Below are 24,178 nucleotides of genomic sequence, written 5' to 3'. Positions count from 1 at the left end.
GCGGGCGCACATCTCGCCGCCGGAATATAGGTAACTCCGGACATAAGCCGTATGAGCCGCTTTAATGGTTTCACGAGTTTAGAGACGACCTTGGGGGTTTTCGTGAAGTTCTTTGCCGTAACCGGACCGGCACGGGGGCGCTCCTGATGGACCTGCTCCGCCAATTGCGCCACGTGCGTCGGCACTGGTGGGTCGCGCTGGTCACGGTCATGGTGGCTCTCGGCGTCTCGGCGTTCCTGACCGTACGGGCCCAACCCCGGTACGTCGCCTCGGTGACCTTCTTCGTCACCACCCCCAGCACCGGCGTTACCGACGCCTACCAGGGCGGGCTCTTTCTCCAGCAGCGCGTCAAGTCGTACGCCGACCTGCTCAGCTCCGACCGGCTGGCGCAGAGCGTGGTGGCCGAAACTCCGGTCGGCCTCACCGCCGACGAGGTGCAGCGCCGGGTGAGCACCTCCACCGAGACCGGCACCGTTCTCCTGCGGGCGTCGGTGACCGACACCGACCAGACTCGCGCGTTGCGCGTGACGGAGAGTCTCGCCAACAAGTTCGTCGAGCTCGTCCAGAAGGTCGAGACGACCCCGGAGGGCAAGACGCCCATCAAGATCGAGGTGGTCAGTGGCCCGAGGGTCACCGCCAACCCCGTCTCGCCGCAGCCGGTCCGCAACCTCACCCTCGGCGGCCTGATCGGCCTGATCCTCGGCATCGGTCTGGCGATCCTGCGCGGCGTCGCCGACGTCCGACTGCGCGACGCCGCCGGCCTGCAACGCGCCACCGGCAGCCCGCTGCTCGGTGAGATTCCGTTCGAGGCCAACGCCCGCAGCGCTCCGCTCATCGTGGGCGACGCCGCGACCTCGGCACGCGCCGAGGCGGTCCGCAAGCTGCGGACCAACCTGCGCTTCGTGGACGTCCACGAGCCGGCCCGCGTCATTGCGGTGACCAGCGCCCTTCAGGGCGAGGGCAAGACCACCCTGTCCTGCAACCTGGCCATCGCGTTGGCCGAGGCGGGCTGGCGGGTGCTGCTTGTCGACGCCGATCTGCGCCGCCCGAAGGTCGACGACTACCTGGGCCTGGACGCCGGCGTCGGCCTGACCGACGTGCTGGTCGGCGACGTGAAGGTGGGCGACGTCGTGCAGCGCTGGGGCGACAAGTCGCTGCTGGTGCTGCCCAGTGGGTCGGCCCCGCCGAACCCGAGCGAGCTGCTCGGCTCCAAGGCCATGTCGGACCTGCTGCTGGCGTTGCGCGAGTCGGCGGACATCGTGATCATCGACACCGCGCCGCTGCTCGCGGTGACCGACGGCGTGGTGGTGGCCGTGCAGGCCGACGGCGCGCTGCTGGTGACCCAGCAGGGCCGTACCTCGCGGACCCAGGTCGCCGCGGCGGCCCGGTCACTGCACTCGGTCTCGGTCCGGCTGCTCGGCTGTGTGCTGAACATGGCCAAGGTGGCCAAGGCCGAGGCGTACCAGTACGAGGCCTACCGGGTGGTGGCCTCGACTACCGAGGCGTCGGTGCCGGCCGACCGGGCCGCGTCCGGCCGGCACAGCGCGACGGCCGACGGGGTCAACGGAGTCCCCGACCACACCCAGGAACTCACCCGGCTGCCCCGATGAGCGCGGCGAGGGGTCGCAGCGACCGTTCGATCTCCTCGGCGCAGCGTCTGAAGTCGGCCGCGGTACCGCCGATCGGGTCCCGAAGGTCGTCCTCGTTCGGGGCGGCGGGTTGCAGCCGTCCCCGGGCCTGGGCGGCGGCGGCGATCGCCGCCCGCAGCGGGTCGTCGGCCGAGTCGGTGGGCGGCTCGGCCGCCGCGGCCAGCCGGCCGAACTGGCGCAGCGTGAACGTCCGGTGCAGCGCCCCCGGCGCCAACGCGGTACAGACCGAGCGTTGGCGTCGGGTCGCGGTCAGCACTAGCGTCGCGTCGACCAGATACTCGGGGCGCAACCCCCGGGTCCGGAACGCCGTCGGGTCCGTGCCGCTCTCGGTCGCGACCTCCAGGGCGTACGGGTGCATGGTCAGCCCGTCGATCGCGTCGGTGCCGGCGCTGGCCACCTCGACGGGCCGGTCGGCCAGCAGCCGGCGGGCCAGGTACTCGGCCATCGGTGACCGGCACAGGTTGGCGTGGCAGACGAACAACACGCGATCAGCCATCGGTGCCCCTCTCATCGGTACGGACACCGAAGCGCGCACCGCGGGGGCGGTGCGTCGACGCCGGTGGCCGCGCGGGGAGGGGTTGTCGGCATCGTACGCGCGCCGCACGCCGGCCGGTCATGGTGCCGCGCCGGTCGCCGGCGATCCCTGTGGGACGGGGGCGCACCGGTGAAGATCGGCATCCTGTCGTACCACTTTCCGCCAGAGCCGGCGTTCATCCCGGGGAGCCTCGCCGAGGAGTTGGCCGCGCGTGGACACGAGGTACGGGTCCTCACCGGCTTTCCGGACTACCCCGGTGGCCACGTCTATCCCGGCTGGCGACAGCGGTGGCACCACGAGACACACAGCCAGCGGCTGAGTGTCCGACGGGTGCCCCGGTACCCCGGGGGTGCCGCGTCCGTCGGTGGCCGGATGGCCAGTTACCTCTCCTTCGCCGGTAGCGCGGGGCTGGTCGCACGCCGGTTCCTGGGTGACGTGGACGCGCTCTACGTCTTTCAACTGCCGGCGACGACGTTCGCCGCCGCCGGGGTGCTCCGGTTGCTCGGGCGGGTGCCGGCGGTGCTGCACGTGCAGGACGTCTGGACCAGCGACGGCGCGGACGAGGGGGGCGAGGGGCGCTGGGCGGCGCGGATGGGCAGCACGATGACCCGGATCTACCGGACCGCGGCGCGAATCGCTGTCGCGGCGCCGTCGATGCGGGACCTGGTGGTCGCCGCCGGCGCCGACCCGGCCCGGGTCCGGCTGGTGCTGAACTGGACCGACGAGCGGATCTTCTACCCGGCGACACCCGGCGCGGCGGCCCGCCAGCTGGTCCGTCGCGACGGTCGGTGCGTGGTGATGCACGCCGGGACCATCGGGGCGCGGCAGGGGCTGGAGACCGCGGTCCGTGCGGCCGCTGCACTGGACCGGACGATGGATCTGGTTCTGGTCGGTTCGGGGGCGGCGGAGCGGCGGGTGCGGGGGCTCGCCGCCGAGCTGGGCGCGGAGAACGTCCGTTTCCTGGAGCGGCGGTCGCCGGTCGACATGCCCGAGCTGTACGCCGCCGCCGACTACCAGCTGGTCATGGTGCGCGACCTTCCGGAGCTGCGCGGCACGGTGCCCGGCAAACTCCAGGCCGCGCTCTCGTGCGCCGCGCCGGTCATCGCCTCCGCCGGTGGGGACACGGCCGAGTTGGTCGAGCGGGTTCGGGCTGGGTTGTCCTGCCCACCCGAGGACTGGGCGGCATTGGCCGACAGGTTCTGGTTGGCAGCCACCATTCCGCCGCCGACCCGCACCGAGATGGGTCGCCGAGGGCGGGCCGCGTACCTGCGCGAGATGTCGTTGCCCGCCGGCGTGGACCAGATCGAACGGCTGTTGCACGAGGCGGCCGGACGGGTCGCAGAGCCCGCCACGGAGCCACGAAGAAAACTCGCTTAAAGGACGACAATTGCGATAACGGTACGAACTTCCCTCAGGCGTGCTAAGAACGTCAGGGAATCGACCTTCTGTCCGGTTCCGCGAATGGGAGTTAGGTGTGACGGTGAGCGAACGTCCGATCCGGCGGCGGAGCCGGTCCCGGCGTCGTCGGCGGGCCCGACTGCGACGGGCGCTGCTTGGCGCGCTGGTGGTCGGCTCGCTGCTACTGGCGACCGCCGGGTGGATCGGCTTCCGCGGCTGGCAGGCGCGCACTCACCTGCTCAACGCCGCTGGCCTGGCCCGAGAGTTGAGCGCCCAGATCGTCGGTGGGGACACCGATCGTGCCCTGCGGACGCTCGCCGCCCTTCAGGAGCAGGCCGGCGCGGCCCGGTCGGCAACGGCCGACCCGAGCTGGCAGCTCGGGCGGCGTACGCCGATCGCCGGCGACGATCTCGACGCCGTCGCGCAGATCGCCGTCGCCATCGACGAACTGGCCCGGAACGCGTTCCCGACCCTGCTCCGGACGGACCTGGCCAGCCTGGTGCCGACCGGCGGCGGGGTGGACCTCGCCCGGCTCGCCGCCGTCTCCACGGACCTGACCGGGGTGCACGAGTCGGTGCAACGTACCCGCCAGAACCTGGCGGCGGTGCCCGCCGACAGCCTGGTCAGCCAGATCCGGCAGGCGCTGAGCGACCTGCGCGACGAGATCGACCGGCTGGCCAGCCTCACCACGGCTGCCGACCAGGGCGCCCGCCTCCTCCCGCCGCTGCTCGGCGCGAACGGCCCACGCCGCTACCTGCTCGTCTCGCAGAACCTCGCCGAGTTGCGCGCCACCGGCGGCATGTTCGGCGCGTACGCGATGATCGAGGCGGAGAACGGCAAGGTCAAGATGGGCAAGCAGGGGAGCACCTCCTCGCTCGGTCAGTTCACCCCGGCGCTGAAGGTGCCCGCGGAGACCCGGGCCCTCTGGACGGATCTGCCCGGCATCTACCCCGCCGACGTCAACCTGTCCCCGCACTTCCCGACCGCCGCCACGCTCTACCGCGAGATGTTCCGGCGTAAGACCGGCACCACCGTCGACGGCGTGCTCGCCGTTGATCCGGTGGTGCTGTCCTACCTGCTCAAGGCGACTGGTCCGGTGCTGGTGCCCGGCGGTGTCCCGCTCGCCAGCGAGAAGGTGGTCCAGACCCTGCTCAACGACAGCTACCAGCGCCTCGGCGTCGAACAGCAGGACGAGTTCTTCGCGGCGTCGGCGTCGGCGGTGTTCGACGCCTTCTTCAAGAAGAATGTCAACCCGCGGGTGTTGTTGTCCGCATTTGACCGTGCTATCACTGAACGCCGGATATTGTTCTGGAGTGCCCGACCTGAGGAACAGCGGACATTCGGCGAGAGCCGGATGGCCGGGACGCTTCCGGAACAGGACACCGTGCCGACCGTCGGCGTGTTCCTCAACGACGGCAGCGGCGCGAAGCTCGGCTACTACCTGCGGCCGACGGCGAACCTGACGGTCGGCGAATGCCGGTCGGACGGTCGCCGCGAGCTCCGGCTACGGGTGACCCTGCGCTCAACGGCGCCGAAGTCCGGACTTAGCAAATCCGTGCTCGGCCTCGGCCTGGCCGGCGATCCGTACACCGCCCGCACGTTGGTGTCGATCTTCAGCCCGGCTGGCGGAGCGGTGCTGGAGGCCCGACTGGACGGGGCCGAGACGGCACTTGGCAGCGGCACCGAACGCCGCCGCCAGGTGGCGACGGCCAGCGTCGACGTCGGCCCCGGCGCCGAGAGGGCGCTGGAGGTCACCGTGCTGACGGCCAAGACCGCCGTCGGGCAGGCCGAGCTGTGGCTGACCCCCACCGCCAGCCCCTGGACCACCCAAGTTCATTCCGCACCAAGCTGTGATCAGTAGGAGGGAACCAATCATGCGGCTATCCCGCATCATCATGGCGCTCACGGTCGGCCTGGCCGTGGTGGCCGTGCCGACGGCAGCGGGGGCGGCACAGCCGCAGCCGACGCCCAGCGCCACCACCGACCCGCCGCAACCGCCGCCGTACCCGCCGACCGCCGCGTCGCTGACCGTCAACCGCCCGACGATCTATCTCGGCGAGACGGTGGTGCTGACCGGCACCAACTTCGGTCCGAACGAGACCGTCGACATCACCGTGACGGTCACTCCGCAGGCCGCTCCGGCCGGCGGCGCGGCTCCGGCTCGGCGCAGCGACGGCAGCACCGTGGCCATGGCTCCGGTGGCCTACCAGGCGAGCGCGCCCCTGCACTTCACGGCGTACACCGACGCTCAGGGCCGCTTCACCAAGACCTACAAGCCGTCGGTGACGGGTCTGCTGACCTTCACCGCCACGGGCCGGGAGTCCGGCCGTACCGCCAGCACCGAGCTGCGGGTGCTGCACAAGAAGCAGCCGCTGCCCGTCACGGGTGACAGCCTCGGCACGCCCATGAAGCTCGGTGGCGGCCTGGTCGGCGCCGGAGCGGTGATGCTGCTGCTGACCCTGGCCTGGCGCCGCCGCCAGCGCTTCGGTGGTGCGGCGCACTAATCCACACCACCGGGCAGCGCCCGGATAGCACTCAAGTTGGCGCCCGTCGGAACACTCCGACGGGCGCCAGCCTGTTCAGACGGCGACCCGCCAGCGCCGTGTTATCAGGCCGTCGTCGGTCCGGCCCTGCCCGCCGATGTCGACGTCGACATACCGCGGTACGGCCGATGTCCAGCGCCAACCCCCAGCCGTCGTCAGTCCGGGCCCTGCCCGCCGATGTCGACATACGGCGGCACGCTGACGTCCCGCGCCGCCGCGTCGAGCCTCGCCCGGCCCGTATCCGATTCCAAGGGGGCACTTTGTCCACCTTGCGGCCTTTGCGCGGTCCGCTCATTCGTGATCGACTCGGGTTTCATGAAGTCGGGGTGTCCGGGAGTCCGGGATAGCCCGACTTCCGTGAAGCCGAGTGGATCATTCGGTGACGGCCGGTCCGCCGCCGTGGCTCCGGCGGGCATGGGTGGTTTGTCCGTTGGTGGGTGTTGGTGGGTGGTGACCGGGCGCACCCGTGGGCCGGAATCATGGCCGGGCCGGGGTCGTTACATACCCTGACGATCGCAGTACCACCGACCCGCCGTCCGACCTCGGGGGCTGGTCACGCCGGTTGGAATGCCAGCCACCACCCGATCGTTGCAGTCCCCACGAACGACCGCAGGTGCCGCCACGATGCGGGTGCCGATGGATGGGCTGACCCCGGAATGACCTCGGCCCGCCGGTCGTTGCAGTCCCCACGAACGACCACCTGGTACCGCCACGATGAGGGTGCCGGCAGGTGGGCCACCCCGGAATGACCCCGGCCCGCCGGTCGTTACACAGGGTCCCGGCGCCACGAGCCCCCGCTCGGCAGGTCGCCGACCCCGACGCCCGATGGGCGTCACCCCCCCAAACTTTCCCCCTTTGTTAGTGCAGCGCCGGACGAGGTGCTCACACCCTGCCGCCGTCCCCCGATCGGCGTGTGCGGGTGTTCTACCCCCGAAGGAGCTACCCCCATGAACACGATCATGCGTAAGAGCGTTCTGTCTGTTGCTGGTCTCGCGTTCGCCGGTGGTGTCTTCGCCGGCCCGATCGCCGCCCACGCCAACCCGGTGGATGCCAAGCCGGTTGCGGTGGCCGTGCAGACCAACGCGCCGAAGCCGCAGGGCGACCAGTCCCGGATCAGCCTCAACGACGAGCAGACCGCGAACGTGAAGGCGATCATCGCCGCCACGAAGAAGGCCGGTCTGCCGGAGCGGGCCGCGGTCATCTCGATCGCGACGAGCCTGCAGGAGTCGAAGCTGGAGAACCTGGGTCACCTGGGTGACATGAACGACCACGACTCGCTGGGCCTGTTCCAGCAGCGCCCGAGCTCGGGTTGGGGTACGCCGGAGCAGATCACCGACCCCGCCTACTCCACGACCGCGTTCCTCAAGGGTCTGAAGCAGGTCGACGGGTGGCAGGACATGGCGCTGACCGACGCCGCGCAGACGGTGCAGGTCTCGGCCTACCCGGACGCCTACGCCCAGTGGGAGCAGCAGGCCACCGACCTCGTCGCCCAGCACTGGAACAGCTGACCCGCACCACAGCACCATCGCAAACAAGCACGCAGCACCACCGCACGGCAACACCACCGCACGACACCGACCGCTGGCCGGCACCCGCAACCCGGGGTGCCGGCCAGCGGCATCTCCGTGCCCGGCATCTCCGTGCCCGGCATCTCCGTGCCCGGCATCTCCGTGCCCTGACCCCGCACCAACCGCACCACCACAAAGACTTGCCGGCCGGCACCCACACCCGGGTGCCGGCCGCCGGCGTACCCCGGTCAGTTCTTGTGGTTGTGGGTGCGCCAGATATCGATCAGCGCGGCGACCAACGCGAGCGCGATGATGCCGGTGGCGAGCATGAGGGACTGTTCGAAGGCGTTGGTCCAGTCGCCGCGGCTGTCGGCCAGCGTGGAGAAGAACAGCGAGCCGACGGCGGCGATGCCGGCGGCGGCGCCGATCCGCTGGCCGGTCTGGAGCATGCCCGCGCCGCTGCCTGCCTGCTCGACCGGCACCTCGGAGAGGGTGATCGTCTGGTTGGGGGCGATCACCAGTCCGCTGCCGATGCCGGCGACGAGCAGTGGGCCGGCGGTGACCCAGGGCGCGGGGGCGTCCGGGAAGAGGTGCAGTGCGATCACCGTGGCGGCCAGTCCGATCACCACGGTGAGCAGTCCGATGGCGACCAGTGGTCGACCGAAGCGGTTGACGATGCGTCCACCGAGTACGGCGGCGGCGGCGGAGCCGAGGGCGAAGGGGGTGATGGCCAGGCCGGCGACGAGCGCGCTGTAGCCGAGGCCCATCTGGAGGAACAGGGTGAAGATGAAGAAGATCGCGGTGAAGCCACCGAAGTAGACGAGCGCCAGGATCGAGCCCAGCGTGTACGACTGAAAGCTGAACAGCCGCAGGTCGAACAGGGGTTGGTGGTGGCGTGCGTACCGTCGTTCCCAGAGCCCGAAGGCGACCAGCACGGCCAGGCCGGCCGGGATGAGCGCCCACTTCCACGGGGTCTTCCATTGCTGCTCCTGTACCAGTGGCAGCAGGACCAGGACGACACCGACGCCGAGCAGCAGGACGCCGACGGGGTCGAGTCGATGCCAGCCGCGTTGACCGGTGGGGCGGCCGGGCAGCAGCCGCCAACCGAGGATCACGGCGAGGACACCGACCGGCACGTTGACGAAGAAGACCCAACGCCAGCCGTGTTCGTCGCCGCCGATGGCGATGAGTAGTCCGCCGAGCAGCGGCCCGACGGCGGTGGAGATGCCGATGGTGGCGCCGAGCAGCCCGAACGGGCGGGCGCGTTCGGGCCCGCGGAACAGTTGCTGGATCAGCCCGATGACCTGGGGGTTGACGACGCCGGCGGCGGCGCCCTGCAGCAGTCGGGCGATGACCAGCCAGGTCGGGGAGGTGGCGAGCCCGGCGAGCGCGCTGGTGACGGTGAACAGCGCGATGCCGAAGACGAACGCGTTGCGCCGACCGCGGGCGTCGCCGAAGCGGCCGGCGGGCACCAGCGCCAGGCCGAAGGTGAGCGCGTACCCGGAGAGAATCCACTGCAGGTCGCTCGACGACGCGTGTAGCGCCCGGTCGATCGAGGGCACGGCCACGTTGACGATGCTCACGTCGAGCAGCGTCATGAAGGCGGCGACGAGTCCGACGCCGACCGCCTGCCAGCGTCGTCGGTTCTCGGCCGCCGTCACCGGCTGCGGCGTCTGCGCCGCGCTCATCGCGCCCCCCGTCGACCCTCGGTCATGCATGATTGACCGCTACCCGGGTCTTCGGGGGGCGAACCGTGCCGGCTGGTTCCGTCGGTCACGCCATCTGGCGGGCGCAGAACCGGGGACCGAAGTCGAGGCCGGCCATCGGTGAGTCCTCGCGGTGCAGCAGGCCCTTCTCGGTGAGCAGATGCAGGGGGCTGTTCACCTGCTCCGCGGTCAGCCCGGATTCCTCGGCGATCAGGTCCGGGTAGGGCACCTGCCCGCGTGCCTCAAGGGTGGTGACCGCCTGGTACACCCGTTGCTCGGCCTCCGACAGTTGCACCTGCTGCATGGTTCCTCCTCTGCTCGTCCGCCACTGTGGTGGCGGTTGCCGTGCGCCGGTTACCCCCTCGGTGCCCGAAGATGCACACCCGATCGGGCGGTCGCGCCGGCGGGCGGGTCCGGCGGGCGGGCGGGGGAGGTGCCCTAGGCTGCTTCCGTGATCGTTTGGGATCTCGTCGTTGTCGGCGCTGGCCCCGCGGGGCTGTCCGCGGCGCACGCCGCTGCCCGTGCGGGCGTGTCCACCCTTGTCGTCGAGCGGGCCGTTCACCCGCGGTACAAGACCTGCGGCGGTGGCCTGATCGGCACCTCGCTGGCGGCCGTTCAGGATCGGATCGAGGTGCCCGCGCACGACCGGGTGGACCGGGTGACGTTCACCCGCGACGGCCGTCGGGAGTTCACCCGCCGCCACGACAGTCCGGTGGTGACGATGGTGCGCCGCGAGGAGTTCGACGATCGGCTGCGCGCGGCGGCGGTCGCCGCCGGCGCGCAACTGCGGGAGCGGGTCGCGGTCCGCGCGATCGAGCAGGACCCCGAGGGGGTACGCCTGCGGCTGGCCGACGGTACGACGATCGCGGCTCGTGCCGTGATCGGGGCGGACGGCTCGTCGGGGGTGACCGGCCGGCACGTCGGGGTTCGCTACCGGCAGGTGGATCTGGGTCTGGAGTTGGAGATTCCGGTGCCGCCCGCCGAGCAGGAGCGGTGGCGGGGTCGGCTGCTGCTGGACTGGGGCGACATGCCGGGCTCGTACGCCTGGGTCTTTCCCAAGGGTGACCGGCTGACCGTCGGCGTGATCGCCGGTCGGGGCGCGGGGGAGGGGACCCGCGAGTACCTGCGGCGATTCGTCGACAGGTTGGGTCTGACCGGGTTGCCGGCGGAGCACGACTCCGGTCACCTGACCCGTTGCCGGGCGGAGGATTCACCGTTGCGCAACGGCCGGGTGCTGGTCGTGGGGGATGCGGCGGGGTTGCTGGAGCCGTGGAGCCGGGAGGGCATCAGCTTCGCGTTGCGCTCCGGCGAGCTGGCCGGAGCTGCGGTCGCGGGCGGTGACCTGGCCGGGTACGAGCGGGCGGTGGCCGAGCGTCTGCTGCCGGAGATGCGGGCCGGGTTCCGGCTGCTCGACGTGTTCACCCGTCGCCCGGACGTGTTCCACGCGCTGTTGGCGACCCCGCCGGGCTGGCGGATGTTCGTGCAGTTCTGCCAGGGGCGGGCGAGCTTCGACGAGATGCTGCGCCGCCGCCCGATCCGGGCCGCCCTCGCGGTGCTCGACCGGTTGTCCCATCCATCACGCCAGGCCACCACCGCTCACCCAGGATCCTAGGATGCTTTACAGGGTGTGCGCCCGGCTACTGGCGTCGACCGACGTGGCCGCCGGACAATCACAGCGGAGCAGGAGGAGGCGCTGATGACCGAGCAGCCGTTCACCGACGACGAGTACGAGTTTCTGCGTCACGCGCGGTTCGGGGAGCTGCCGCCCGCCGTCCGTCCCGACGAGCGGGTGGCCCTGACCGAAACCGATCCCGGGCGCGACCGGCCGGAGGAGTCCGAGGACCCGATCCGCTGGAACGTGCAGGGCTGAGAAACGCGGAACGGGCCGCGGGCGTCGCCACCCACGGCCCGTTCGTGATGCGCTGCGGTCAGAAGACCGGCACGCCCTCGCGTACCAGACGCCAGTTGGGCTGGAAGAAGTCGGCCGGGTCGATCGTCCCCTTGGCCTGCGCCCAGTCGATGAGCAGCTGACGGATCTCCTGCTGCGCGTTGTAGACCTGGGTCTTCACGATGCCCGGGAAGTTGCCACCGCCGCTGCGCCGGTAGTTGTTCACCGCCACCACGAACTGCGCGTTGTCCGCCACCGGAGTGTCGGTGCCGGACAGCACCAGGCGGGTGATCCGCTGCCCGACCGGCTTGGAGATGTCGATGTCGTAGTCCAGGCCGGAGAAGACGTCGTAGTTGTAGTCCGGCACCGCCGGGTCGCTGATCTGCTCCGGGTCGACCGGAGCGCCCGGCGCGAACGTACGGAAGTACTTCGCCGAGTACTCCAGGTAGGCGCGCACCTCGGCGCCACTGAGCACGACGGCCTCGAGGGTGTTGTCGTACACGTACAGGCCAGCCACGTCACGGATCTTCACGTCGCCGGCGGGGAAGACGGCGGTCCGGCTGAACGGCGCCGCGATCGACAGCACCGGCAGGTCCGCGTACGCCGTGCCGGCCAGCGCCGCGCCGACCACCTCGGTCTGCACGTGGTTGATGAAGTCCAGGATCGGCGTGTCCTTGTACCGCGACTCCGCCGCCGACAACTCCACAGTGGACGTGGCGACGACCTGGTTGACGTACGCCACGGTCTTCTGGTGCTGGGCCCGCACGGCGGCGAGCACCTTCGGGTCCTCGACCACAGTGTTGGTGTTCAGCATGGTGGCGGCCTTCTTGGTGATCGTCCACCGGCCACGCTCACGGGTGAGGGTGAAGTCCATCCGGGTGAGCCGCTGGCCCCACTTCGACGGCTCGGAGAGCAGCACCTGCGTGCCGGTGCGCTCGTTGATGACGAACCGTTCGACCACCTCGTTGTGCGCGTGACCGAAGAGGATCGCGTCGATCCCCGGCACCTGCTGGGCGATCAGCGCCACCGGGTTCTCGTTCGGCAGCTCGGGTCCGTAGCTGGAGGTGCCGTTGTCACCGCCGTGCGCCGAGATCAGCACGAGGTCCGCGCCGCGGGCCCGCATGATCGGCACCCACTTCGCGGCGGTCGCGATCATGTCGTCGAAGCGCAGCTTGCCCTCGACGTTGCCCTTGTCCCAGATGGCCACACCGGGGTTGGTCAACCCGAGGATGCCGACCCGCAGGGTCGGCGCGCCGAAACCGAGGGAGACCTTCTTGATGACGTACGGCAGGAAGGCCGGCTTGCCGGTCTTCGCGTTGACGGCGTTCGCGGCGAGCGCCGGGAAGCCGAGCTGACGGATCCACAAATCCAGCAACGGCAGGCCGTAGTTGAACTCGTGGTTGCCCAGGGTCACCGCGTCGTAGTCGATGACGTTCATGGCCCGTGCCATCGGGTGCTTCTCCCCGGTGGCGGTGATCGGCTCCTGCTTGGCGTAGTACGTGGCCAGCGGCGTGCCCTGGATCGTGTCGCCGGCGTCGAGCACCAGCGTCGCCTTGCCGCGCCGCTCCCGACGAATCTGGTTGATCAGGGTCGCCAGCTTCGCCACGCCGATGTCGTTCTGCTTGCTGTCGTCGTACTCGGCGTCTCGGTAGTAGTCCCAGTTGTAGACGTTGCCGTGCGTGTCCGACGTGCCCAGGAGGGTGAGGTCCCAGGTGCGCGGCCGGGGCGCGCCGGCCGCCTGCGCGGGCGCGGCGGCGATCAGCGGAGTGGTCGCCGCGGCCGCCGCGGCGACGAGCACCTGGCGGCGCGACGGGCCGGAGGGAGAGGTCATGACGTGCCTTTCCATGGGGGTGGACGCGCCTCGTGAGCGCCTTGCGCACCATAACCAGCACCCGGCGCTCCTGCCACGGCAGCCCCGATCGTTGCAGCGGTTTCCGCAGGCCGACGCAGGGTAGGGCGGTCAGGGACGGCATTCGCGGGAGAGCCCCGCTTCCCGCGCGCAGCGAGGAGATTTCAGTGAGCGAGGACCAGCACACCCAGCAGGACCCGACCAGCCAGTACGGCCAGCAGTCCGGTCAACCCGCACAGCAGCAGTCAGCGCCCGGCTCGACCGGGGAGATGACCCCGAAGCCGGACCACGGGGAGGAGTCGTACCGGGGCAGCGGCAAGCTCGACGGCAAGCGGGCGCTGATCACCGGCGGTGACTCGGGGATCGGCCGGGCGGTCGCTATCGCCTTCGCCCGGGAGGGCGCGGACGTGCTCATCTCCTACCTCGGCGAGGAGGAGGACGCCGACGCCCGGGAGACCATCCGGCTCGTCGAGGCCGCCGGCCGGCGGGGCGTCGCGGTACGCGGTGACATCACCGACGAGGCGCACTGCCAGGAACTCGTCGACCGGGCGGTACGCGACCTGGGCGGCCTCGACATCCTGGTGAACAACGCGGCGTACCAGATGTCGCAGGACAAGGGGATCCTCGGGATCAGCACCGAGCAGTTCGACCGGGTGTTCAAGACCAACCTGTACGCGATGTTCTGGCTCTGCAAAGCCGCCATTCCGCACCTGGCCGAGGGGTCGGCGATCATCAACACGTCGTCGATCCAGGCGTTCGACCCGTCGCCGCAGCTGCTGGACTACGCCACCACCAAGGCGGGGATCGCCAACTTCACCAAGGCCCTCGCCGCCGACCTGGCCGAGCAGGGCATCCGCGTCAACGCGGTCGCACCGGGGCCGGTGTGGACGCCGCTGATCCCGTCCACCATGCCGGAGGAGAAGGTGAAGCAGTTCGGCACCGACACCCCGGAGGGGCGTCCCGGGCAGCCGGCTGAGCTGGCGCCCGCGTACGTCTTCTTCGCCTCGCAGGAGTCCAGCTACGTGACGGGCGAGATCCTGGGGGTCACAGGCGGTCGACCGACCAAGTGACCCGCCGTCGGGTGGGCGTCCGCGCGGGACGCCCACCCGTTCAGCGTGGCCAGGCGGCGAAGCGTTGCCGGATCGCGGCGACGTCGGCGGCGCCCAGGCCGTACCGGCCGAAACGCTGGTCGGAGAGCCGATCCAGGTAGCGGCCGGCGGCGCGCACGTCGTCCGGCTCCAGCGCAGGGTCGACCTGCCGTGCCAGCAGCAACAGCTCGGTCACGTCGTAGTGGTCGAGGGCCGCGGCCACGTCGATGAAGTCGCGAACCTCCCGCCGGTTGACCAACGCCGCGATCTTGTTCGCCACCAGGTCACGAACGTCCATCACCGGGCCCAGGTCCATCACCACGGGGCTCTGCTGGCGGTCCAACCGGGCGAGGCTGAGGCGGATCTGCCGTCCGTCGCGGCTCACCACGAAGTCCTTCATGTCCTGCTCGTACCCGTCGAACAGCTCGGCCAGGTCACTGTCCGGGTCGGCATCACTGACGATGAACCCGGCCCGCTCCAGGGCCACCCGCACCCCGGCGGACGCCGCCGCTGCGGCACCCTCCACGTCCGCGAATAGGTCCACGTCCTCCGTCGGTCGGGCGACCAGCCCGTGCGCCGCCCACGCCACGCCACCACCCAGAACGAACCGGTACGGCCCGGCGGCGGCAAGCGCCACCCGGGCCACCTCCCGGTAGAACTCGTGCAGATGAGGTTCGCTCACGCCGCGCGCAGGCCGCGGTGCCGGCTCTCCCACGCCTGGCGTACGCCCCGAGGCAGGTTGAGCAGTCGCCACACCCGACGCAGCGTCCGCCCGTTGATCAGGGCGCGCAGATCTTCGGCCCGAGTGGTCTCGCGAAGCACGTTCTCGTACATCCAGAGCAGCTGGTCCGGGTCGCCGAGGTCAAAGGTGCGCTCGGCGTTCCACATCAGCCGTACCGGCAGCTCCACCACACCTCGGGTGGGGCCGGCAAGCTCGGCGAGCGTCCGCGCCACCACAGCGGGGCGACCCGGGCGGGCCAGAAAGGCCACGCCGGTCGCGGTGGGGGAGACGGCCTGCATGGTGTCAGGGTAACGCCCACCAGAGCGTGTGTCGCTCAGGTCGATCCCCGCACGCTGCACCCGGCGCGCCAGCATGCCCTGCTCGGATGCGAAGTCTGTCCGGTTTTGTGCGGCCTTCGCGCGTTCGCCCCGATCGTGATCGACTCGGGTTTCATGAAGTCGGGGTGTCCGGCCGTCCGGGATGCCCCGACTTCCGTGAACCCGAGTGGATCACCCGGGTGAGGGCCGGTTCGGCGCCGTGGGTCCGGCGGCCTTGGGTGGTTTGTCCGTCGGTGGGTGTTGGTGGGTGGTGGCCGGGTGCACTCGTGGGTCGGAATCATAGCGGGGTCGGGGTCGTTACATACCCTGACGATCGCAGTACCACCGACCCGCCGCCCGGACGCTTGAGGGCTGGTCGCGCAGGCTGGAATGCCAGCCACCACCCGGTCGTTGCAGTCCCCACGAACGACCACCTGGCACCGCCACGACAAGGGTGCCGACGGGTGGGCCACCCCGGAATGACCCCGGCCCCCCGATGGTTACAGTCCCCACGAACGACCGCAGGCACTGCCACGATGAGGGTGCCGGCAGATGGGCCGACCCCGGAATGACCCTGGCCCGCCGGTCGTTACACAGGGACCCGGCGCCACGAGCCCCCGCTCGGCAGGTCGCCGACCCCCGACGCCCCACCCGGGCGTCACCCCTCTCAGACTTTCCCCCCTTTGTTTGTGCAGCGCCGGACGAGGTGCTCACACCCATCACCGCCGTTCCCCGATCGGTGTGTGCGGGTGTCCTACCCCCGAAGGAGCTACCCCCATGAACACGATCTTCCGTAAGAGCGTTCTGTCTGTTGCTGGTGTCGCGTTCGCCGGTGGTGTCTTCGCCGGCCCGATCGCCGCCCACGCCAACCCGGTCGATGCCAAGCCGGTCGCGGTGGCCGTGCAGACCAACGCGCCGAAGCCGCAGGGCGACCAGTCCCACATCAGTCTCAACGACGAGCAGAGCGCCAACGTGAAGGCGATCATCGCCGCCACGAAGAAGGCGGGTCTGCCGGAGCGGGCCGCGGTCATCTCGATCGCGACGAGCCTGCAGGAGTCGAAGTTGGAGAACCTGGGTCACCTGGGTGACATGAACGACCACGACTCGCTGGGCCTGTTCCAGCAGCGCCCGTCCAGTGGTTGGGGTACGCCGGAGCAGATCACCGACCCCGCCTACTCCACCACCGCGTTCCTCAAGGGCCTCAAGCAGGTCGACGGGTGGCAGGACATGGCGCTGACCGACGCCGCGCAGACGGTGCAGGTCTCGGCCTACCCGGACGCCTACGCCCAGTGGGAGCAGCAGGCCACCGACCTCGTCGCCCAGCACTGGAACAGCTGACCCCGCACCACCAAGGAACACGCACGCCAGCACCACCGCACGGCAACACCACCGCATGACACCGACCGCTGGCCGGCACTCGCAAACCGGGGTGCCGGCCAGCGGCACTTCCGTTTCCGTGTCCGGCAGACGCACGGTCGCGGACCGTCGCGACGCCGGTGCCCGCCGGACGTGGATGCGGCGACGCCGGGTGCCCGCCGGACGCGGATGCGGCGACGCCGGGTGCCCGCCGGACGCGGATGCGGCGATGCCAGGTGCCCGCCGGAGGCGGATGACGCGGTCCGGTCGGTGGCTGTCAGCAGATCTTGGACAGTTTCCGTTACGCGCGAACGGAAACTGTCCAAGATCTCGTGGGTTGTGGCCGACGCGCGGCGCGATGGCGGCTGTCGTGGTCGTGCGGCGAGCGGCAGTGCAGCGATGGGACCCGGCGGCGGAACGGCCCGGCCGAGCCGGGGAACAACGGCGCAGGCGGGCTGGTTGTGGAGGGTGTCGGTGTGACTCAGTGTCCCCGGGCCTCACCTAATATCGCCCTCGCGGAATACCGTTCGGCTGGAGCCGCGTCGTGCCACTCGCCGAGAGGCGACCTGCACACCGACACCAGCGCCGCCCCCGGCCCACCAGCCGGGGGCGGCGCTGTCGTGCTTCCTCGGTTCGCGAACCTGTCTCAGTTGACCTATCTTCAGAGGGTCGCTCGCGTGGGAGGGGGTGTCGGGGTTGGGTCTACGGACCTTTATCGAGGGTTGGCCGGTCTATCGCCAGCTCACCGGCACGGACCCGCTGGGCCGGGGTGCCGCGGCGAAGTCCGACGGGTCCCGCGCACTCACCGCCCGCACCGAGGACGCCGACAGCGTTGCCCGTTCGGTTTGCCCGTACTGCGCTGTGGGGTGTGGTCAGCGGGTGTTCGTGAAGGACGGGCGGGTCAGTCAGATCGAGGGTGATCCAGACAGCCCGATCTCGCGGGGTCGGCTCTGTCCGAAGGGTTCGGCGAGCAAGAGCCTGGTCACCAGCCCGCGGCGGCAGACCACGGTCCGCTACCGCCGGCCGTACTCGACGCAGTGGGAGGATCTGGAGCTCGACACCGCGCTCGACATGATCGCCGACCGGATCCTCGCCGCCCGCGAGCAGACCTGGGAGGACGTCGACACGCAGGGCCGACCGCTCAACCGGACGCTGGGTATCTCCAGTCTCGGTGGGGCGACGCTGGACAACGAGGAGAACTACCTCATCAAGAAGTTGTTCACCGCGATGGGGGCGCTTCAGATCGAGAACCAGGCCCGTATTTGACACTCCGCCACCGTCCCCGGTCTGGGGGCCAGCTTCGGTCGTGGCGGTGCGACGGACTTCCAGCAGGACATCGCCAACGCTGACGTGATCGTCATCCAGGGTTCGAACATGGCTGAGGCGCACCCGGTGGGTTTCCAGTGGGTGATGGAGGCCAAGCGCAAGGGTGCGAAGGTCTTCCACGTCGATCCGCGGTTCACCCGGACGAGTGCTGTCGCGGATGAGTACCTGCCGATCCGGGCGGGCACGGACATCGCGCTGCTCGGTGGGGTGGTGCGCTACATCCTGGACAACGAGTTGGACTTCCGGGAGTACGTGCTGTCGTACACCAACGCGGCGACGATCGTCAGCGAAAAGTTCAGCGACACCGAGGACGGCGACGGCTTCTTCTCCGGCTTCGACCCGGAGACCGGCACTTACGTGCAGGACAGCTGGCAGTACGAGGGGCATGAGGGTTCGTCGGGCAGTGGGCACACCGCCCAGGAGCGGGACAGCGCCGCGGGGTTGACGCACGAGTCGCACGGCGCGCCGGTGGGAGGGCAGACCCGGCGCGATGAGACGTTGCAGCACCCGCGCTGCGTCTACCAGATCCTCAAGCGACACTTCGCCCGTTACACCCCGGAGATGGTGGAGCGGGTCTGCGGCATTTCGCAGGCGCAGTTCCTGGAGTTGGCGCGGGCGTGGACGGCGAACTCCGGCCGGGACCGCACCGGCATGCTGATCTACTCGGTCGGGTGGACGCAGCACAGTGTGGGTGTGCAGTACATCCGCACCGGCGCGATCATCCAGCTGCTGTTGGGCAACATGGGTCGCCCGGGTGGCGGGGTGATGGCGCTTCGTGGCCACGCCAGCATCCAGGGCTCGACCGACATCCCGACGTTGTTCAACCTGTTGCCCGGTTATCTGCCGATGCCGCACCACGCCGAGCACCCGAGCTTCGACGAGTGGGTGGACAGCATTCGTCACCCGGGGCAGAAGGGGTTCTGGGGTAACGCGCGGTCGTTCGCCGCCAGCCTGCTCAAGGCGTACTGGGGTGACGCGGCGACGCCGGAGAACGACTTCTGCTACGGCTATCTGCCCCGGCTGACCGGTGATCACGGCACGTACCAACAGGTGCTCAACATGATCGACGGGAAGATCAAGGGGTACTTCCTGCTCGGGCAGAACCCGGCGGTCGGCTCCGCGCACGGTCGCGCGCAGCGGCTCGGCATGGCCAACCTCGACTGGTTGGTGGTCCGGGACCTGTTCATGATCGAGAGCGCCACGTTCTGGCAGAACGGTCCCGAGGTCGCCACCGGGGAGATCGTGCCGGAGGAGTGCCGCACCGAGGTGTTCTTCCTGCCCGCCGCGTCGCACGTGGAGAAGGAGGGCACGTTCACCCAGACGCAGCGGTTGTTGCAGTGGCGGGAGAAGGCCGTCGAGCCGCCAGGTGACGCCCGCTCCGAGCTGTGGTTCTTCTATCACCTGGGCCGCAAACTGCGCGAGAAGCTGGCCGACTCGCCGCTGCCGCGCGACCGGGCGCTGCTCGACCTCACCTGGGACTACCCCACGCACGGTCCGCACGCGGAGCCGAGCGCCGAGGCGGTGCTGCGCGAGATCAACGGGTACGACGTGGCGACCGGCCGTCCGCTGTCCAGCTTCGCCGAGGCCCGCGCGGACGGCTCCACAGCCATCGGCTGCTGGATCTACACCGGGGTGTACGCCGACGGCGTGAACCAGGCGGCCCGGCGCAAGTCCCGACACGAGCAGGACTGGGTGGCCGCCGAGTGGGGTTGGGCGTGGCCGGCGAACCGGCGCATCCTCTACAACCGTGCCTCCGCCGACCCGGATGGCAACCCGTGGTCTGAGCGCAAGCGTTACGTGTGGTGGGACGCGGAGAAGTCCGAGTGGACCGGCTACGACGTGCCGGACTTCGAGAAGACCAAGCCTCCGTCGTACCGACCGCCGGCGGGCGCGTCGGGGCCGGAGGGCATCGCGGGCGACGACCCGTTCGTCATGCAGGGCGACGGCAAGGGCTGGCTGTACGCGCCCAGCGGTGTCCTGGACGGGCCGCTGCCGACGCACTACGAGCCGGTGGAGTCGCCGGTGCGTAACCCGCTCTACGGTCAGCAGGCCAACCCGACCCGCAAGATGTACGCGCACCCGGTGAACTCGGTGAACCCGAGCCCGCCGCAGGAGCACGCTCAGGTGTTTCCGTACGTGTTCACTGTCAGCCGGCTCACCGAGCACCACACGGCCGGCGCGATGAGCCGGACGGTGTCACCGCTCGCTGAGCTGCAACCGGAGATGTTCGTCGAGGTGTCCCCGGCCCTGGCCGGCGAGGTAGGGCTGACGCATCTCGGCTGGGCACATCTGGTCAGCGGCCGCGCGGTGATCGAGGCGAAGGTGCTGGTGACCGACCGGCTCACCCCGCTGCGGGTGGACGGTCGCATCATCCACCAGGTGTGGTTGCCGTACCACTTCGGTTTCGAGGGCCTGGTCACCGGCGACTCGGCCAACGACCTGTTCGGTATCAGCCTGGACCCGAACGTGCTGATCCAGGAGAGCAAGGTCGGCACCTGCGACGTGCGGCCGGGCCGTCGTCCCACCGGCCCGGCGTTGCTCGAGCTGGTGGCCGACTACCAGCGGCGCGCCGGGATCGTCCCGGGCCAGCACGCGCCGGCCGTGACCACCGACAACGAGGGGAAGGAGCACGGTGCTTCCTGACCCGAACAGCCTGTACGGTCCGCTGGACCCGGCACCCGACGCGGGCTATGAGAACGCGCCGCCGCGGATGGGGTTCTTCACCGACACCAGCGTCTGCATCGGTTGCAAGGCCTGCGAGGTCGCCTGCAAGGAGTGGAACGGCGTTCCGGAGAGTGGCCTGGATCTGCTCGGCATGTCGTACGACAACACTGGCGCGTTGACCGCGAACTCGTGGCGACACGTCGCGTTCATCGAGCAGCCCCGCCCGGCCGGGCACGGCGCGGCGACGGCGGACGTCCTCGGCGCGCCGGTCGACGCCGACCCGGCCCGGCTGGTCGACGGGGGGCCGCAGTTTCTGGGGATGCCGGGGGCCCAGCCGCCGGGCCGGGGCACGGGCGCCGAGGAGCGCACGGATTTCCGGTGGTTGATGATGTCGGACGTCTGTAAGCACTGCACGCATGCGGCGTGCCTGGACGTGTGTCCGACGGGTTCGTTGTTCCGCACCGAGTTCGGCACGGTGGTGGTGCAGGAGGACATCTGCAACGGGTGTGGGTACTGCATCTCGGCGTGTCCGTACGGGGTGATCGATCAGCGTAAGGACGACGGTCGGGCGTGGAAGTGCACGCTGTGCTACGACCGGTTGGGCGCGGGCATGACTCCGGCGTGTGCGCAGGCGTGCCCGACCGAGTCGATCCAGTACGGGCCCCTCGACGAGCTGCGTGAACGCGCCGCCGCCCGGGTGGAGACGCTGCACGAGCGGGGGGTCCCCGAGGCCCGCCTGTACGGGCACGACCCGAACGACGGCGTGGGTGGTGACGGGGCGTTCTTCCTGCTCCTGGACGAACCCGAGGTGTACGGGCTGCCGCCCGACCCGGTCGTGACCACTCGTGACCTGCCGAAGATGTGGAAGCGCGCCGGCCTCGCCGCTCTCGCCATGGCGGCGGCGACCGTCGCCGCGTTCGTCGGAGGTTCCTCATGACCCCACCGGGCCCCGTGGGCGACCGGTTCCGTCGCTTCCGGGAGCGCCTCGCCGCCGAGGGCGGCGATCGACAGTCGGTGAGCGGCGACGGCAGTACCGCGAGCGGTGCGGCGGCCACGAGTGGCGCGCAGGTCGCGAGGGGTGCAGCGGCCACGAGCGGTGGCGACCATCCGAACGACAGGGACACCGTCGCCAGCAGTCGCCGGGGCGACCTGACGGCGCGGCGGAGCACCGAGGCCGGGGGCCGGCGGGGCAGGCGGCGCGGCGGCGGTGAGGAACTGCGGGTGCCGGAGGCCGAGTTCACGTCCTATTACGGTCGGCCCGTTCTGAAGGGGCCGGTCTGGAAGTGGGACATCGCCGCGTACCTGTTCACCGGCGGGCTGGCCGCCGGCTCGTCGCTGCTGGCCGCGGGCGGGCAACTCACCGGGCGGCCCGCGTTGCGGCGCGCCGGTCGGGTGACCGCGTTGGCCGCCGTCAGCGCCAGCGCCGTCTTCCTGGTGAAGGACCTGGGCCGGCCGGCGCGGTTCCACCACATGCTGCGGGTGGCCAAGCTGACCTCGCCGATGTCGGTGGGTACCTGGATTCTGACCGCGTACGGGCCGGCGGCGGGTGTCGCCGCGATTGCCGAGGCGGCCGGTGTGCTGCCCCGGCACGGTCTGCTGGGGCTGGCCGGCCGGGCGTTGCCGCCGATCGGGCACGCCGCTGGGCTGCTCGCCGCCGGCACCGCGCCGGCGCTGGCCACGTACACCGGGGTGTTGCTGGCCGACACGGCGGTGCCGTCGTGGCATGAGGCGTACCCCGAGCTGCCGGTGATCTTCGCGGGCAGCGCGCTGGCCAGCGGCGCCGGTGTGGGTCTGCTCGCCGCGCCGCCGGCCCAGGCCGGGCCGGCCCGCCGGATGGCGGTGGCCGGCGCGGCGCTGGAGCTGTACGGCGCGCATCGGGTGGAGACCCGCCTCGGCCTGCTCAGCGAGCCCTACCGGTTGGGTCGGCCGGGTCGGTTGCTGCGCGCCAGTCGGTTGTTGACCGTCGGCGGGGTGGCGGGTGCTCTGCTGGGCCGGCGCAGCCGGATGGTCGGGGCGCTCTCGGGGACCGCTCTGCTGGCCGCGTCGGTGCTGACCCGGTTCGGCATCTTCTACGGCGGCGTCGCCTCGGCCCGCGACCCCCGGTACACGGTGGTGCCGCAGCGCGAACGGGTCGAGGCGCGGCGAACCGGCATGGATCTTCCATCTGAGCGGGCGGTCCCGCCCGCGGTGTGATCGAATGTCCGGTGGAGGCGTTCAGGCGGCTGGTGCCCCTCCCGGTCTTCAAAACCGGAGTGGTCCGGGACCCGGGCCAGGCGGGTTCGATTCCCGTCCGTCTCCGCCACACCGCTTGCAGGAGATGACGTGATGGGCGACGGCCCGGTGGACCCGCGACGTCGGGTGCCCCGTACGGACACGCTGCTCGCCGACCCGGTGCTGGCCGCCGCCACCGTGACCCTCGGCCGGGAGCAGGTCAAGGCCATCGTCTCCCACGCGCAGGGCCGCGCCCGCCGCGGTGAGCTCAACCCCGACGAGGTACGCGACGCGGCTGTCGCCGCGTTGCCCACGCCCGGCCCCCGGGTGGTGCTCAACGCCACCGGTGTCGTGCTGCACACCAACCTGGGTCGGGCGCCGTTGTCGTCCGCCGCGGTCGCCGCGGTGGTGGCCGCCGCCGGGCACACCGACGTCGAGTTGGACCTGGCCACCGGCCGGCGGGCCCGCCGCGGCAGGGGAGCGCTCGACGCGCTGGCCGCCGCGGTGCCCGACGCGGGCGCCGTGCACGTCGTGAACAACGGCGCCGCCGCGCTGGTGCTGGCCGCCACCGCGTTGGCAGCCGGCCGGGAGATCGTGGTCAGCCGGGGCGAACTGGTCGAGATCGGCGACGGCTTCCGCCTGCCCGACCTGCTGGAGAGCACCGGCGCGCGGCTGCGCGAGGTGGGCACCACCAACCGCACCACCCTCGCCGACTATGCCGCCGCGCTCGGCCCGCAGACCGGCTTCGTGCTCAAGGTGCACCCGTCGAACTTCCGGGTCACCGGCTTCACCTCCGCCGTCGGGGTACGGCAACTGGCCACGCTCGGGGTGCCGGTGGTCGCGGACATCGGCTCCGGGTTGCTCGGCGCGGACCCTCTGCTGCCCGACGAACCGGACGCGGCCAGCACCCTGCGCGCGGGCGCCGCGCTGGTCACCGCCAGCGGCGACAAGCTGCTCGGTGGGCCGCAGGCGGGCCTGCTGCTGGGCGACGTCGAGGTGATCGAGCGGTTGCGTCGCCACCCACTGGCGCGGGCGCTGCGGGTGGACAAGCTCACCCTGGCCGCGCTGGCCGCCACAGTGCACCAATCGGACACTCCGACGCGGGCGGCGCTGCACATCGACCCGGGCGCCCTGCGTGAACGGGTGGAGCGGCTGCGGGACCGGCTCGGCGCGGACGGCCGCAAGGCGGAGGTGGTGCCGGCCGTCGCGGTGGTCGGCGGGGGCGGCGCCCCCGGGGTGGAGTTGGACTCGTGGGCGTTGAGCCTGCCCGAGCGGTACGCGGTGCCGCTGCGCACCGGAGACCCGCCGGTCCTCGGTCGGGTGGTGCGCGGCCGGCTCCTGCTCGACCTGCGCTGTGTGCCCGCCGACGCCGACGAGGCCGTCCGCGAGGCCGTGCTGCGCGTACCCGGGGACGACTGA

Annotated in this window: 19 protein-coding genes and 1 tRNA gene; 14 read left to right on the top strand and 6 right to left on the bottom strand. The window is 70.9% G+C overall.

Annotation, left to right across the window (positions count from 1 at the left end; all coding sequences use genetic code 11):
• Window positions 1-146 precede the first annotated feature (146 nt).
• Complete coding sequence (locus OG598_RS10650; protein ID WP_328654260.1) at window positions 147-1,610, top strand: polysaccharide biosynthesis tyrosine autokinase; 1,464 nt, start codon at window positions 147-149, stop codon at window positions 1,608-1,610.
• Here the strand turns inward: OG598_RS10650 and OG598_RS10645 are convergent.
• On the bottom strand, window positions 1,591-2,145 hold the full coding sequence (locus OG598_RS10645; protein WP_328654259.1) for an arsenate reductase/protein-tyrosine-phosphatase family protein: 555 nt from the start codon (window positions 2,143-2,145) through the stop codon (window positions 1,591-1,593). The two genes, OG598_RS10650 and OG598_RS10645, sit on opposite strands and share 20 nt — an antisense overlap.
• 168 nt (window positions 2,146-2,313) lie before the next feature.
• On the opposite strand from OG598_RS10645, the gene OG598_RS10640 reads away from it, so the two are divergent.
• The 4 genes from OG598_RS10640 (at window position 2,314) to OG598_RS10625 (ending at window position 7,633) form a co-directional block, all read left to right on the top strand.
• Window positions 2,314-3,561, top strand: coding sequence for a glycosyltransferase family 4 protein (locus OG598_RS10640; RefSeq protein ID WP_328654258.1), 1,248 nt, complete (start codon window positions 2,314-2,316; stop codon window positions 3,559-3,561).
• Between the two features lie 103 nt (window positions 3,562-3,664).
• On the top strand, window positions 3,665-5,443 hold the full coding sequence (locus OG598_RS10635; RefSeq protein ID WP_328654257.1) for a DUF4012 domain-containing protein: 1,779 nt from the start codon (window positions 3,665-3,667) through the stop codon (window positions 5,441-5,443).
• A 13-nt stretch (window positions 5,444-5,456) separates the two neighbouring features.
• On the top strand, window positions 5,457-6,086 hold the full coding sequence (locus OG598_RS10630) for a hypothetical protein (RefSeq protein ID WP_328654256.1): 630 nt from the start codon (window positions 5,457-5,459) through the stop codon (window positions 6,084-6,086).
• Between the two features lie 986 nt (window positions 6,087-7,072).
• The gene (locus OG598_RS10625; RefSeq protein ID WP_328654255.1) at window positions 7,073-7,633 is read left to right on the top strand and encodes a hypothetical protein; all 561 of its coding nucleotides are present in this window, start codon (window positions 7,073-7,075) and stop codon (window positions 7,631-7,633) included.
• 248 nt (window positions 7,634-7,881) lie between these two features.
• On the opposite strand, the gene OG598_RS10620 is transcribed toward OG598_RS10625, so the two are convergent.
• Both OG598_RS10620 and OG598_RS10615 read right to left on the bottom strand, forming a co-directional pair.
• Window positions 7,882-9,321 (bottom strand): MFS transporter, encoded by a 1,440-nt coding sequence (locus tag OG598_RS10620; protein ID WP_328654254.1) that lies wholly within the window; start codon window positions 9,319-9,321, stop codon window positions 7,882-7,884.
• Between the two features lie 85 nt (window positions 9,322-9,406).
• Window positions 9,407-9,643, bottom strand: coding sequence for a hypothetical protein (locus OG598_RS10615; RefSeq protein ID WP_196926723.1), 237 nt, complete (start codon window positions 9,641-9,643; stop codon window positions 9,407-9,409).
• A gap of 147 nt (window positions 9,644-9,790) precedes the next feature.
• Between OG598_RS10615 and OG598_RS10610 the strand changes: the two genes are divergently transcribed.
• Window positions 9,791-10,951, top strand: a complete 1,161-nt coding sequence (locus OG598_RS10610; protein ID WP_328654253.1) for a geranylgeranyl reductase family protein — start codon at window positions 9,791-9,793, stop codon at window positions 10,949-10,951.
• 84 nt (window positions 10,952-11,035) lie between these two features.
• On the top strand, window positions 11,036-11,209 hold the full coding sequence (locus OG598_RS10605; protein ID WP_238685690.1) for a hypothetical protein: 174 nt from the start codon (window positions 11,036-11,038) through the stop codon (window positions 11,207-11,209).
• Between the two features lie 58 nt (window positions 11,210-11,267).
• Here OG598_RS10605 and OG598_RS10600 read toward each other — a convergent pair whose 3' ends face one another.
• On the bottom strand, window positions 11,268-13,058 hold the full coding sequence (locus OG598_RS10600; RefSeq protein ID WP_328654252.1) for a bifunctional metallophosphatase/5'-nucleotidase: 1,791 nt from the start codon (window positions 13,056-13,058) through the stop codon (window positions 11,268-11,270).
• Between the two features lie 185 nt (window positions 13,059-13,243).
• Here OG598_RS10600 and OG598_RS10595 point away from each other — a divergent pair, with 185 nt between their 5' ends.
• A complete protein-coding gene (locus tag OG598_RS10595) occupies window positions 13,244-14,146 on the top strand; it encodes an SDR family oxidoreductase (protein WP_112673355.1) in 903 nt (300 codons plus the stop codon).
• A 40-nt stretch (window positions 14,147-14,186) separates the two neighbouring features.
• On the opposite strand, the gene OG598_RS10590 is transcribed toward OG598_RS10595, so the two are convergent.
• Entirely contained in the window at window positions 14,187-14,846 is a 660-nt protein-coding gene (locus OG598_RS10590) for a nucleotidyl transferase AbiEii/AbiGii toxin family protein (protein WP_328654251.1), read from the bottom strand.
• Window positions 14,843-15,184 carry a hypothetical protein gene (locus OG598_RS10585; protein ID WP_124770765.1) on the bottom strand — a complete coding sequence of 114 codons (342 nt, stop codon included), beginning with the start codon at window positions 15,182-15,184 and terminating at the stop codon, window positions 14,843-14,845. The genes OG598_RS10590 and OG598_RS10585 overlap by 4 nt, the downstream gene beginning before the upstream one ends.
• A 795-nt stretch (window positions 15,185-15,979) precedes the next feature.
• On the opposite strand from OG598_RS10585, the gene OG598_RS10580 reads away from it, so the two are divergent.
• The 6 genes from OG598_RS10580 to selA all read left to right on the top strand — a co-directional run bounded on the left by OG598_RS10580 (window position 15,980) and on the right by selA (window position 24,178).
• A complete protein-coding gene (locus tag OG598_RS10580; protein WP_328654250.1) occupies window positions 15,980-16,540 on the top strand; it encodes a hypothetical protein in 561 nt (186 codons plus the stop codon).
• A 714-nt stretch (window positions 16,541-17,254) separates the two neighbouring features.
• Window positions 17,255-20,527: a formate dehydrogenase gene (fdh, locus tag OG598_RS10575; protein WP_328654249.1), complete on the top strand. Its 3,273-nt coding sequence runs from the start codon at window positions 17,255-17,257 to the stop codon at window positions 20,525-20,527.
• Window positions 20,517-21,485 carry a 4Fe-4S dicluster domain-containing protein gene (locus tag OG598_RS10570; RefSeq protein ID WP_328654248.1) on the top strand — a complete coding sequence of 323 codons (969 nt, stop codon included), beginning with the start codon at window positions 20,517-20,519 and terminating at the stop codon, window positions 21,483-21,485. Before fdh ends, OG598_RS10570 begins: the two co-directional genes overlap by 11 nt.
• Window positions 21,482-22,741 (top strand): NrfD/PsrC family molybdoenzyme membrane anchor subunit, encoded by a 1,260-nt coding sequence (gene nrfD, locus OG598_RS10565; RefSeq protein ID WP_328654247.1) that lies wholly within the window; start codon window positions 21,482-21,484, stop codon window positions 22,739-22,741. Before OG598_RS10570 ends, nrfD begins: the two co-directional genes overlap by 4 nt.
• Before the next feature lie 13 nt (window positions 22,742-22,754).
• Window positions 22,755-22,850 (top strand) — tRNA-Sec (locus OG598_RS10560).
• Window positions 22,851-22,873: 23 nt separating this feature from the next.
• Window positions 22,874-24,178 (top strand): L-seryl-tRNA(Sec) selenium transferase, encoded by a 1,305-nt coding sequence (selA, locus tag OG598_RS10555; RefSeq protein ID WP_328654246.1) that lies wholly within the window; start codon window positions 22,874-22,876, stop codon window positions 24,176-24,178.

It is taken from the genome of Micromonospora sp. NBC_00330, from assembly GCF_036136635.1.
Taxonomy (GTDB): Bacteria; Actinomycetota; Actinomycetes; order Mycobacteriales; family Micromonosporaceae; genus Micromonospora; species Micromonospora salmantinae.
This window is presented reverse-complemented; position numbering and strand designations above follow the sequence as displayed.

Bases quoted from the DNA above. Each gene is read 5' to 3' on its own strand.
- OG598_RS10650 (WP_328654260.1), top strand. From the start codon at position 147: ATGGACCTGCTCCGCCAATTGCGCCACGTGCGTCGGCACTGGTGGGTC.
- OG598_RS10645 (WP_328654259.1), bottom strand. From the start codon at position 2,145: ATGGCTGATCGCGTGTTGTTCGTCTGCCACGCCAACCTGTGCCGGTCA.
- OG598_RS10630 (WP_328654256.1), top strand. From the start codon at position 5,457: ATGCGGCTATCCCGCATCATCATGGCGCTCACGGTCGGCCTGGCCGTG.
- OG598_RS10625 (WP_328654255.1), top strand. From the start codon at position 7,073: ATGAACACGATCATGCGTAAGAGCGTTCTGTCTGTTGCTGGTCTCGCG.
- OG598_RS10620 (WP_328654254.1), bottom strand. From the start codon at position 9,321: ATGAGCGCGGCGCAGACGCCGCAGCCGGTGACGGCGGCCGAGAACCGA.
- OG598_RS10615 (WP_196926723.1), bottom strand. From the start codon at position 9,643: ATGCAGCAGGTGCAACTGTCGGAGGCCGAGCAACGGGTGTACCAGGCG.
- OG598_RS10605 (WP_238685690.1), top strand. From the start codon at position 11,036: ATGACCGAGCAGCCGTTCACCGACGACGAGTACGAGTTTCTGCGTCAC.
- OG598_RS10600 (WP_328654252.1), bottom strand. From the start codon at position 13,058: ATGACCTCTCCCTCCGGCCCGTCGCGCCGCCAGGTGCTCGTCGCCGCG.
- OG598_RS10585 (WP_124770765.1), bottom strand. From the start codon at position 15,184: ATGCAGGCCGTCTCCCCCACCGCGACCGGCGTGGCCTTTCTGGCCCGC.
- OG598_RS10580 (WP_328654250.1), top strand. From the start codon at position 15,980: ATGAACACGATCTTCCGTAAGAGCGTTCTGTCTGTTGCTGGTGTCGCG.
- nrfD (WP_328654247.1), top strand. From the start codon at position 21,482: ATGACCCCACCGGGCCCCGTGGGCGACCGGTTCCGTCGCTTCCGGGAG.
- selA (WP_328654246.1), top strand. From the start codon at position 22,874: ATGGGCGACGGCCCGGTGGACCCGCGACGTCGGGTGCCCCGTACGGAC.